We start from the raw sequence: 10,441 nt of genomic DNA, 5'->3' as shown, positions 1-10,441 counted from the left end.
ACTGCGGGCATCGGACACCGAGGAGCGCCGCCATGATCGCTCGCCGCCGCCTCTTGCAAGCCGCCGCCGCATCGACGCTGGCCCGGCCCGTTCTGGCCGCCGCGCCGCCGCAACGCATCAAGCTGGCGCCCGAGCAGTCGGCGGCGCACCTGCTCAACCGCCTGGGCTTCGGGCCGCGGCCCGGCGAGCTCGACGCCGTCGGCAAGGACCCGCGGGGATGGATGGAACGGCAGCTGCGTCCCCAGGAGCTGGCGCTGCCCGCGACGCTCATCGCGAGGCTCGACGAATCGAAGTTCACCACGCCCGACCCGCTGCCCGCCGTGCGCGACTATGTGCAGCGCATCCGCGAGAACCAGAAGGCCGGTGCCGACGACAGCAAGCCCGAGAATCCGGTGCGCCTGCTGGTGCGCAGCTACCAGTTGCCGGCGGTCGAGTCGCGCCTGTTCCGCGCGCTGGAGAGCCCGCGCCAGCTCGAGGAAACCATGGTGGACTTCTGGTTCAACCACTTCAACGTGTTCCAGGGCAAGGGCTTCCTGCGCATGCTCGCCGGCCACTACGAGCACAGCGCGATCCGCCCGCATGCGATGGGCCGCTTTCGCGACCTGCTGGTGGCCACCGCGCACCACCCGGCGATGCTCTACTACCTGGACAACTGGCAGAGCGTCGGGCCGCAGGGGCAGGCGCGGGGCCGCGGCCTGAACGAGAACTACGCCCGCGAGCTGATGGAGCTGCACACGCTGGGCGTGGACGGCGGCTACACCCAGGAGGACGTGACGCAGCTCGCGCGCATGTTCACCGGCTGGACCTTTCAGGGGCCGTTCGCGCAGAACATGCGACCGACCGGCGACTATGGTTTCGTGTTCAATCCGCGTCTGCACGACAATGGCGACAAGACCTGGATGGGCCAGCGCGTCCCGGCGCGCGGCAAGGCCGAGGGCGACGACGCGCTGGAGTTGCTGGCGCGCCATCCGGCCACCGCCCGGCATGTCTCCTTCAAGCTGGCGCAGTATTTCGTCAGCGACACGCCGCCGGCCGCGCTGGTGCAGAAGATGGCCGCGGCCTTCCTCGCGCAGGACGGGCAGATCGTGCCGGTGCTGCGCGTGCTGTTCACCAGCGACGAGTTCTGGTCCGGCGCCAACGTGGCGACCAAGTTCAAGACCCCTTACCACTACACGCTGTCGGCGCTGCGCGCCGGTGGCTGGCGTGTTGCCACCGGCTTGCCGCTCGCCGTGCAGCTGGCGCGGCAGGGCATGCCGCTCTATGGCTGCCCGACACCCGATGGCTACAAGAACACCGAGGTCGCGTGGCTCTCGGCCGACGCCATGGCCAAGCGCCTGGACATCGCGGCGCAGCTGGGGGCCGGCCGTCTGGGCAACGAGCGCCTGATCGGCGTGTCCACCGTCGACGAGCTGATGGACAACCTGGGACCGCTGGTGACGCCCGCCACGCGCGCGATGGTGTCCGACCGCGAGACCCCGGCGGCCGGGCTGGCGCTGGCGCTGGCCGGGCCCGGGATGATGAGGAGGTGATGAGCCATGAGTGACATCGACCGCCGCCGCATCCTTCAGTTCGCCGGACTCTCGGCGCTGTCCTCGCTCTCCGGCATCCGGGTTGCCTACGGCCAGTCGGCCCCGGCGCAGCCACGGCTCATCGTCGTCATGCTGCGCGGGGCGATGGACGGGCTGTCGCTGGTGGCGCCGTACACCGAGGACGCCTACTACCAGGAGCGGCCGACCATCGCGATCGCGCGGCCCGGCACGCCCGACGGCCTGCTGCCGCTCACCGAGCGCTTCGGCCTGCACCCCGCCTTCGCGCCGCTGCTGCCTCACTGGGAAGCCGGGCAACTGGCCTTCATCCACGCCAGCGGCTCGCCCGACGGGACGCGCTCGCACTTCGATGCGCAGGACTACATGGAATCGGCCACGCCCGGCCGCAAGAGCACGCCCGACGGATGGCTCAACCGCCTGGCCGGGGTGATCGCCGGGCCGCGCGCCACGCCGGCGGCCCAGCGCCTGCAGGCCGTGAGCCTGGGGCCGGTGATGCCGCGCATCTTCGCGGGCGAGGCCGCGGTGGCATCGCTGGCCTCCGGCAATGCGGCGCTGCGCCCCAGCGCGCTCGACCGGCCCGAGGTGGCGCAGGCGGTGGCACGCCTGTACGACGGCGACGACCGCCTGAGCCAGGTCGTGCGCGAAGCCGCGGTCACGCGCGGCGAGATCATGGGCAAGCTGGCCAGCGACGACCCGAAGGCCGACATGGGCGCGCTGCCGCTGAACGCCCTGCCGGTCGATGCCACTCACCTGGGCCAGCTGATGGCGCGCGACGCGCGCATCCGGCTGGCCTTCATGCCCGTCGGCGGCTGGGACACGCACGCCAACCAGGGGGCAGGCAAGGGACAACTGGCCAACCGCTTCGGCGTGCTGGCGCAGTCGCTGGCCGCCCTGGCGCAATCACTGGGGCCGCGGCTGGCCGAAACGAGCATCCTGGTGATGTCCGAGTTCGGCCGCACCGTCCGCCAGAACGGCACCCTGGCCACCGACCACGGCCACGGCAACGTGGCCTTCGTGCTCGGCGGCGGCGTGAAGGGCGGCCGGGTGCTGGGCGAATGGCCGGGCCTCGATCCCTCGGCCCGTTACGAGGGCCGCGACCTCGCGATCACCACCGACTTCCGCGACATCATCGCGGAGCTGCTGGAGGAGCGTTTCCGCCTGGCCGATGCGCAGCTGGCGCGCGTACTGCCCGCGATGGAGCGCCGCAAACGGGTGGGCTTGTTCGCCTGAGGGCTACGGCGCGGCCTTGCGGGCCGCGCCCGGCGGCGGTGTCTTCGGCTGGTAGGCGCAGTACTGGATGACGGCGCATTCCCAGCAGCGCGGCGTGCGCGCCAGGCACACGTAGCGGCCATGCAGGATCAGCCAGTGGTGCGCGTCGGCCAGGTACTCCTTGGGCACGCGCTTCATCAGCTTCGTCTCGACCGCCAGCGGATCCTTGCCGGGCGCCAGGCCGGTGCGGTTGCTGACGCGGAAGATGTGCGTGTCCACCGCCATGGTCTCTTCGCCGAAGGCGACGTTGAGCACCACGTTGGCGGTCTTGCGGCCGACGCCGGGCAGGGCCTCCAGCGCCTCGCGTGTGCGCGGAATCTGCCCGCCGTGCTGTTCCACCAGGATGCGGCAGGTCTGCATCAGGTTGCGGGCCTTGGTGCGGTACAGGCCGATGGTCTTGATGTACTCCTCCAGGCGTTCGAGCCCCAGGTCCAGCATGGCCTGCGGCGTGTTCGCCACCGGGAACAGGCGGCGCGTCGCCTTGTTCACGCCCGCGTCGGTGGCCTGCGCCGACAACAGCACCGCCGCCAGCAGCTCGAAGGTGTTGGTGTATTCGAGCTCCGAGGCGGGCAGGGGGTTGGCCGCGCGCAGCGTGGCGAAGAAGGGGTCGATGTCCTGTTGTCTCATCAGGGTGAAGTCTAGGGCCAGCGAGGACACTCGCTGCAAGCTGCAAAGCGCTCGGCAATAATGCCCTGAACCCGAGGACGACCATGAAAAAGAGAAGCTTCCTGATTGGCGCGGCGCTCGCTGCCGCCGGCGCGCCCCTGCTGGCGCAAACGGCCTACCCGGCGCGGCCGATCCGCCTGGTCGTGCCCTTCCCGGCGGGCGGTGCGACCGACATCTTCGCCCGCGCGGTGTCGCAGAAGCTCGGCGAGAAGCTGGGCGGCAGCGTGGTGGTGGACAACAAGCCGGGCGCCGGCGGCACCATCGGCTCGGACATTGCAGCCAAGGCGCCGGCGGACGGCTACACCCTGCTGCTGGCCACCAGCAGCACGCACGCCATTGCGCCGAGCTTCGGCGCCAAGCTGCCCTATGACCCGGTCGCGGACTTCACCCCGATCGCCCATGTGGGCAATGCGCCCAGCATCATGGTCGTGCCCAACTCCGCGCCCGCCAAGAACGTGAAGGAGTGGATCGCCTACGCGCGCGCCAATCCCGGCAAGCTCAACTACGGCAGCAGCGGCAACGGCACCATCGTCCATCTCACCGCCGAGTACTTCAAGGCGCAGTCGGACCTGTTCATCGTGCACATCCCCTATCGCGGCACCGCGCTGGCCATGCCCGACCTGATCAGCGGCAAGCTCGACCTGATCTTCGACTCGCTGCCGAGCGCGCTGCCCCATGTGAAGGAAGGGCGGGTGAAGGCGCTGGCGATCACCACGCGCAAGCGCTCGGCGCTGCTGCCGGACCTGCCGGCCATTGCCGAGACCGTGCCGGATTTCGAATCGAACACCTGGTTCGGCCTGTATGGGCCCAAGGGCATGCCGGCCGACCTGGTGGCGCGCATCGGAAATGGCGTCAACCAGGCGCTGCAGGAAGCCGACGTGAAGGACCGCCTGGCGCGCCTGGGCATCGAACCGGTGGGCGGCACGCCGCAGCAGTTTGCCGCGATGGCCGAGGCCGACCGCGCCAAGTGGAAGAAGATCATCATCGATCGCAAGATCGCCGCCGAGTAATCGCGGCCGGGCAGTACGACGACATGCATTTCAATTTCGACAATCCCTATCCGACCCGGCGCCTGCCGGTGTTCGCGCGCAACATCGTCTCCACCTCGCATCCGCTCGCCGGCCAGGCGGGTCTGCGCATGATGTGGAAGGGCGGCAACGCGGTCGACGCGGCGATCGCGGCGGCGGCGGCGATGACGATCTGCGAGCCGGTCAGCAACGGCCTGGGCAGTGATGCTTTCGCGATCGTGTGGGACGGGCAGGGCCTGCACGGACTCAATTCGTCGGGGCATGCGCCGGCATCTTGGACACCCGAGTATTTTCGGCGCAAGTACGGCGATGCGGCGACGCCGCCCAAGCGCGGCTTCGATTCGGTCACCGTGCCGGGCGCGGTGGCAAGCTGGGTGGCACTCAGCGAGAAATTCGGCAAGCTGCCCTTCGCCGACCTGATGGAGCCGGCGATCGAAATCGCCGATCGCGGCTACCTGCTGCCCATCGTGGTGCAGCAGAAGTGGGCGGCGGCCACGCCGGAGCTCGGCGCGTTGCCCGGATTCGCGCAGAGCTTCCTGCCCTGGGGCCGCGCGCCCAAGGTGGGCGAGCTGTTCCAGTTCAAGGCGGCCGCGCGGGGCCTGCGCGCCATCGCGGAATCGAAGGGCCAGGCCTTCTACGGTGGCGAGGTCGCCGAGGCGGTCGAGAAGTTCGCGAAGGCGCATGGTGGCAGCATCACCGCCGCCGACTTCGCGGCCTTCAGGCCCGAGTGGGTCACGCCGATCTCGCGCAACTACCGCGGCTATACCTTGCACGAGATCCCGCCCAACGGGCAAGGCATCGCGGCGCTGATCGCGCTGGGCATCCTGGAGAAGTTCGACCTGGCAGGTTTGCCGGTGGACGGCGTCGACTCGCAGCATCTGCAGATCGAAGCCATGAAGCTGGCCTTCGCCGACGTGTACCGGTATGTCGCCGATCCTGGGACGATGGAGGTGACGGCGCAGCAGCTGCTGGACGACGGCTACCTCGCCAGCCGCGCCCGGCTGATCGACATGAAACGGGCACAGGACTTTCACGCAGGCAACCCAAGCAAGGGCGGCACCATCTATCTCACCGCGGCCGACGCGAGCGGCATGATGGTCAGCTTCATCCAGAGCAACTTCATGGGCTTCGGCTCGGGCTGCGTGGAGCCCACCTTCGGCATCAGCCTGCAGAACCGAGGCCACGGCTTCAGCCTGCGGCCCGGCCCCAACCAGGTGGCGCCGGGCAAGCGCCCGTTCCACACCATCATTCCCGCCTTCCTCACCAAGGATGGCCAGCCGGTCATGAGCTACGGCGTGATGGGCGGCAACATGCAGCCGCAGGGCCACATGCAGACCCTGGTGCGCATGGTGGACTACCAGCAGAACCCGCAGGCGGCCTGCGACGCGCCGCGCTGGCGCTTCAACGCCGGCCTGGAGATCAACGTCGAGCAGCAGATGGACCCGGCGGTGGTGAGCGAGCTCGCGGCGCGCGGCCACCGCATGGAAGTGATTAACGACAACTACCAGGACTTCGGTGCCGGCCAGTTCATCTGGCGCGCCGGCGACCCGGCGCACGAGGGCTACATTGCCGCCTCGGATTCGCGCCGCGACGGCCTGGTCGCCGGCTTCTGACGATGGCCGGGAAGCCGCCCCGCTTCATCCACCACGTCGGGATGAAAGTCGACGAGGCGGCCGACGGCCGCGCGCGCGGCTCCATCAAAGTGCTGGACATCCACCGCAACGGCACGGGCGTGGTCCACGGCGGCGTGATGTTCACGCTGGCCGACACCGTGATGGGCGCGGCGCTGTACCGCACGCTCGCCGAGGGCGAGATCTGCGCCACCATCGAGATCAAGATCGGCTACTTCAAGCCAGTGTTCGAAGGCACGCTGGTGTGCGAAGCCGTTGTGTTGAACAAGGGCAAGAGCATCGCCAGCCTGGAAGCCACGATCCAAGCTGGCGATGACCTGGTATCCAAGGCCAGCGGGACCTTCGCGATCTTCCGGCGCAAGGCCTAGTCCGGCTTGAGGAAGACGTTGACGTCGCGGCGCTGCAGTGCGCTGGAGAAACGATCGGCGATGGATAGGGCTTCGGCACGTTCGGATTCGGTAAGGTCCGTTAGTCCGAGGCTCCGCCGCATGAACTCCTGGCGATCCTTCGCGCAGAAAAAGCCCTCTGCGCATGCCTGCAAGATCACGTCGTCCATGGGGCAGGACGCGCTGGCCCCGCACTGGCCCAATCTTTGGCCGATGGTCAGAAGCCGCAGGCTTTCCAGGTCGGGCCCATAAACCTTGCCGTCGAACCAGATACCTTTAGTCAGATGCGTCCTGGAATGCCTGAGCATCGCGGCGTCCAGATGGATCGAGATCTGTAGCCAGAATGGATCGCCTGCTTCCAGCGCCGTGAGGAGGTCCTCTCGCGGCTTGCGTCTTGGCGGCGCGTTGAACGCGGCCCACAGGGGATCCTGCTTGTCGTCCCTGCTGCGAATCGACCAGGCCAGTTCTTCAGCCTCGTCCGGATCGAATGAACTGCATTGACGGGCCAGCCTCTCGGCCGCCGCAAGCTGTGCCAGGTCGACCGTGCCCCGCTGTTGAACGGCGTTTCGAATGGCTCCGTCAACCTTCCGCTTCCGTTCTGCCAAGTCGCCGGAGCAATGGGTGGCAGCCATGAACGCATGAAACAGTCCGCCTTCCGCCGGGCGCTTCATCGCGTCCAATGCGAATTGGCGCAGGTCGACTGCTTTCGCCCGCTCGGCGAGCAGCGCATGCGATACAGGAGTAGCGTAGCCGGCAACAGTAGATGCCGGGAGTTGCAGCGGCGAAGCCGGCGCACGAGATGCAGTGCTGGCAGCCGTCATGACCTTCTCCGCGGTATCGGGTTGCGGCGGAGCGGTCTGAACCCGGCCGAGCGCGACCATCGTCACGACTGTCCCGACTGCGATCGCGGCAGCGATCGCGAAACCGACGCGGCGCCAGCTTGCCTTCATGCCTCTCCTCCAGTGCGCATGGTAGCGTCGATGAAATCCGCAAGTTCAAAACCGACTTTGACCTCAAGCTTGCCCGCCATGGACCCCTCTGTTAGAAACGGACCCGGAGGGCAAGATGAACAAGAAGTTTCTATCGCTGCCGCGCGGCTGGCTGGCCGTCGCGGCTTTTGTTTGGGGGGCGGCAGGCGCCGCATCGGCCCAGCCGGCGAAGGTGCCGGTGGAGGCGTTTTTCCAGAACCCGGCGTTTACCGCCGCAAGGTTGTCACCCAGCGGCAAGCACGTGGCAGCGACGTTCCGCGCGAAGACAGGGCGCATCGCCCTTGTAGTGATGGATACAGCCAACCTGGCCGATGCCAAGGTGGTCGGCGGATTCTCGGACGCCGACGTGTGGCGATTCGAGTGGGTGAACGATGGGCGGCTGGTCTTCAGTATGGCCGACATGCTCGCATCGCAAGCCGAGGTCCGGTTCGGTACCGGGATGTTTGCGGTCGACCGCGACGGCGGCGACTTCCGGCAGCTGACTGAGGTCGACTACGGCGTCGGTCGGCGCGTAGGGGGCCGTGAGTTCCTGCACTTGGCGACCCGGTTGCACAGCGTCACGCGCGCGCAGGACTCGGACGACGTCTTTGTGCTGGTGCCCGAGTTTGCGGACGACACGAGCAGCAATCGGCTTCTGAATCGTGACCTGCTCTCCTACAGCATCGCACGGCTGAACACCCGCACGCGGGCGCTGGCGAGGGTGAACCGCCCGGGCAGGACCTGGCAGTGGGTGGTCGATGCCAAGGACGTGCCTCGCGCAGCCGTGACGAGCGACAAAGGCAAGGCGGCGACGCACTATCTCGACCCGGCGACGGGCCAATGGCAGCAGCTCAACGAGTTTGATGCTTTTCGAGGAAACAGCTTTGCCCCGGTCGCGGTCACGCCGGACGGTTCGTTCTATGTGTCGGCCGCGACCCGCGAGGGCACTGAAGGCCTGTTCCGTTTCGACCTTGCGAAGAGGACGATCGATCCGGAAGCCATCGTCTCTGTGCCCAAGTACGATTTTCGCGGCCAGTTCATCATGGACAGCAAGCGGCTCCTGGGGCTGCGCTATACGACCGATGCGGAATCCACGGTGTGGTTCGATCCCAAGCTGAAGGAACTGCAAGCCAAGGTAGACGCGCAACTGAAAGCGACCGTCAACCGACTGGACGTGCCCACCAGGCCCGAAGCACCCTTCGTGCTCGTCCACGCGTATTCGGACGTCGAGCCCGGCAGATACATGCTCTACCACACGGAAACGGGCGAGCTCACGCCGCTGGGCGCGGTTCAACCCACGGTCGATCCGAAACAGATGGCGCACCGCGAACTGGTCCGCTACAAGGCCCGCGATGGCCTGGAGATCCCGGCCTGGCTCACGGTCCCACACGGAGCCAAGGGCAGGAAGCTGCCGATGGTGGTGCTGGTGCACGGCGGTCCGTGGATCGCGGCGCAGACCTGGCGCTGGGATGCGGACAGCCAATTCCTCGCGTCCCGCGGCTATGCCGTGCTCGAACCGCAGTTCCGCGGCACGCTTGGCCTGGGCTTCAATCACTTCAAGGCGAGCTGGAAGCAGTGGGGCCTGGCGATGCAGGACGACATCGCCGACGGCGCCAGGTGGGCGATCGCCCAGGGCATCGCCGACCCGCAGAAGGTGTGCATCGCCGGTGCCAGCTACGGTGGCTACTCGACCCTCATGGGCCTGGTGCGCGATCCCGACCTCTACAAGTGCGGCGTGAGCTGGGCGGCGGTGACTGACATCGAGCTGATGCACACGGTGAACTGGAGCGATTTCTCCGAGGTGTACAAGACCTACGGCATGCCGGTACTGGTGGGTGATCCGAAGGAAGACACGGCGCAACTGGAAGCCACCTCACCGATCAAGCAGGCGGCGAAGATCAGGAAGCCGCTGCTCCTGGCCCACGGCGGCACCGACAGGCGCGTGCCCATCACTCACGGCATCCAGTTCAGGGACGCCGTGCAGAAAACCAACCCCGACGTCGAGTGGATCGAATACACCGACGAGGGCCATGGCTGGGCCTTGATCAAGAACCGCGTGGACTTCTGGACCCGCGTGGAGAAGTTCCTCGCGCGCCACATCGGCGCGCAGTGAGCTCAGGCCCGCAGCGTCCGGCCGAACAGCTCGAACAGCCGCTCCCAGTGCCGCTCGGCGCTGGGGCGGTGGTAGATCGCGCCGCGCAGGGGGAACACGAAACCGTGCTCTGCGCCGGGGTACCACTCGATGCGATGCGGCGTGCCGGCCCTGACCAGCGCCGCCTCCAGCGCCTCGATGTCGGAGCGCGGTGCCCAACGGTCGGTTTCGGCGCAGGCGAAGTAGCTCTCGCACTGTATGCGGGGCGCAAGCAGGTGAGGGGAGTCCTCGCGCGCCGTCACCAAGTTCGCGCCATGGATGGAGGCGATGCTGCGGATGCGGTCCGGGAAGTTCGCGGCCGCCGCCATCACGAAGGGGCCGCTCATGCAATAGCCCACAGCGCCGATGCGCGTGGCATCGGCCTCGGGCTGGGTGTCGACGAAGTCCAGCATGGCACGCGTATCGCGGACGGTCATCGCTATCGTCAGCGCGTTCATGTGCTCGAACATCACCGCCATCGCCGCCTCGGTCCGCTCCTTCAGCCAGTAGTCGCGCGTGCGGCGGTAGTAGAGGTTGGGCAGCACCACGTAGTAGCCGACCGAGGCGAGCCGCCGCGCCATGTCGTGTAGTTCCTCGCGCTTGCCCGGCGCATCCATGTAGAACAGCACGACCGGGTGCGGCTGGCGCTCTTCCGGATGAACAACGAAGCTGTTCATGGCGCCGTCGGGCGTGGAAATGTCGAGGTTCTTTTCGATCATGGGCGCATTCTGCCGCGTCAGCCCGTAGTCCGCCGCTGACCGGGCAAGCCGACCGCCGACTACAAAACTGCCCGGCCGTCGTAAAACAATGAGGTG

Annotated in this window: 9 protein-coding genes; 6 read left to right on the top strand and 3 right to left on the bottom strand. The window is 67.7% G+C overall.

Going from position 1 to position 10,441, the window contains the following annotated elements; translation table 11 throughout:
• Positions 1-32 precede the first annotated feature (32 nt).
• Both UC35_RS01110 and UC35_RS01105 read left to right on the top strand, forming a co-directional pair.
• A complete protein-coding gene (locus tag UC35_RS01110) occupies positions 33-1,529 on the top strand; it encodes a DUF1800 domain-containing protein (RefSeq protein WP_061495272.1) in 1,497 nt (498 codons plus the stop codon).
• 6 nt (positions 1,530-1,535) lie between these two features.
• Positions 1,536-2,777, top strand: a complete 1,242-nt coding sequence (locus UC35_RS01105; protein ID WP_227820425.1) for a DUF1501 domain-containing protein — start codon at positions 1,536-1,538, stop codon at positions 2,775-2,777.
• A 3-nt stretch (positions 2,778-2,780) separates the two neighbouring features.
• Here the strand turns inward: UC35_RS01105 and nth are convergent, their stop codons facing one another.
• Positions 2,781-3,443 carry an endonuclease III gene (gene nth, locus UC35_RS01100; protein WP_061495270.1) on the bottom strand — a complete coding sequence of 221 codons (663 nt, stop codon included), beginning with the start codon at positions 3,441-3,443 and terminating at the stop codon, positions 2,781-2,783.
• Positions 3,444-3,526: 83 nt separating this feature from the next.
• Here nth and UC35_RS01095 point away from each other — a divergent pair, with 83 nt between their 5' ends.
• The 3 genes from UC35_RS01095 to UC35_RS01085 are packed head-to-tail and all read left to right on the top strand — an operon-like array spanning position 3,527 to position 6,509.
• The gene (locus tag UC35_RS01095; protein ID WP_061495267.1) at positions 3,527-4,492 is read left to right on the top strand and encodes a Bug family tripartite tricarboxylate transporter substrate binding protein; all 966 of its coding nucleotides are present in this window, start codon (positions 3,527-3,529) and stop codon (positions 4,490-4,492) included.
• A 23-nt stretch (positions 4,493-4,515) separates the two neighbouring features.
• Positions 4,516-6,123 (top strand): gamma-glutamyltransferase family protein, encoded by a 1,608-nt coding sequence (locus tag UC35_RS01090; RefSeq protein WP_061495264.1) that lies wholly within the window; start codon positions 4,516-4,518, stop codon positions 6,121-6,123.
• Between the two features lie 2 nt (positions 6,124-6,125).
• Complete coding sequence (locus UC35_RS01085) at positions 6,126-6,509, top strand: PaaI family thioesterase (protein WP_061495261.1); 384 nt, start codon at positions 6,126-6,128, stop codon at positions 6,507-6,509.
• On the opposite strand, the gene UC35_RS01080 is transcribed toward UC35_RS01085, so the two are convergent.
• Positions 6,506-7,477 (bottom strand): hypothetical protein, encoded by a 972-nt coding sequence (locus tag UC35_RS01080; protein WP_061495258.1) that lies wholly within the window; start codon positions 7,475-7,477, stop codon positions 6,506-6,508. The genes UC35_RS01085 and UC35_RS01080 overlap by 4 nt on opposite strands.
• Positions 7,478-7,592: 115 nt before the next feature.
• On the opposite strand from UC35_RS01080, the gene UC35_RS01075 reads away from it, so the two are divergent.
• On the top strand, positions 7,593-9,608 hold the full coding sequence (locus UC35_RS01075) for a prolyl oligopeptidase family serine peptidase (RefSeq protein ID WP_061495255.1): 2,016 nt from the start codon (positions 7,593-7,595) through the stop codon (positions 9,606-9,608).
• Positions 9,609-9,610: 2 nt separating this feature from the next.
• Here UC35_RS01075 and UC35_RS01070 read toward each other — a convergent pair whose 3' ends face one another.
• On the bottom strand, positions 9,611-10,345 hold the full coding sequence (locus tag UC35_RS01070; RefSeq protein WP_061495252.1) for a dienelactone hydrolase family protein: 735 nt from the start codon (positions 10,343-10,345) through the stop codon (positions 9,611-9,613).
• Positions 10,346-10,441: the final 96 nt, after the last annotated feature.

This window comes from Ramlibacter tataouinensis, assembly GCF_001580455.1.
Taxonomy (GTDB): Bacteria; Pseudomonadota; Gammaproteobacteria; order Burkholderiales; family Burkholderiaceae_C; genus Ramlibacter; species Ramlibacter tataouinensis_B.
This window is presented reverse-complemented; position numbering and strand designations above follow the sequence as displayed.

Bases quoted from the DNA above. Each gene is read 5' to 3' on its own strand.
- UC35_RS01110 (WP_061495272.1), top strand. From the start codon at position 33: ATGATCGCTCGCCGCCGCCTCTTGCAAGCCGCCGCCGCATCGACGCTG.
- UC35_RS01105 (WP_227820425.1), top strand. From the start codon at position 1,536: ATGAGTGACATCGACCGCCGCCGCATCCTTCAGTTCGCCGGACTCTCG.
- nth (WP_061495270.1), bottom strand. From the start codon at position 3,443: ATGAGACAACAGGACATCGACCCCTTCTTCGCCACGCTGCGCGCGGCC.
- UC35_RS01095 (WP_061495267.1), top strand. From the start codon at position 3,527: ATGAAAAAGAGAAGCTTCCTGATTGGCGCGGCGCTCGCTGCCGCCGGC.
- UC35_RS01090 (WP_061495264.1), top strand. From the start codon at position 4,516: ATGCATTTCAATTTCGACAATCCCTATCCGACCCGGCGCCTGCCGGTG.
- UC35_RS01085 (WP_061495261.1), top strand. From the start codon at position 6,126: ATGGCCGGGAAGCCGCCCCGCTTCATCCACCACGTCGGGATGAAAGTC.
- UC35_RS01080 (WP_061495258.1), bottom strand. From the start codon at position 7,477: ATGAAGGCAAGCTGGCGCCGCGTCGGTTTCGCGATCGCTGCCGCGATC.
- UC35_RS01075 (WP_061495255.1), top strand. From the start codon at position 7,593: ATGAACAAGAAGTTTCTATCGCTGCCGCGCGGCTGGCTGGCCGTCGCG.
- UC35_RS01070 (WP_061495252.1), bottom strand. From the start codon at position 10,345: ATGATCGAAAAGAACCTCGACATTTCCACGCCCGACGGCGCCATGAAC.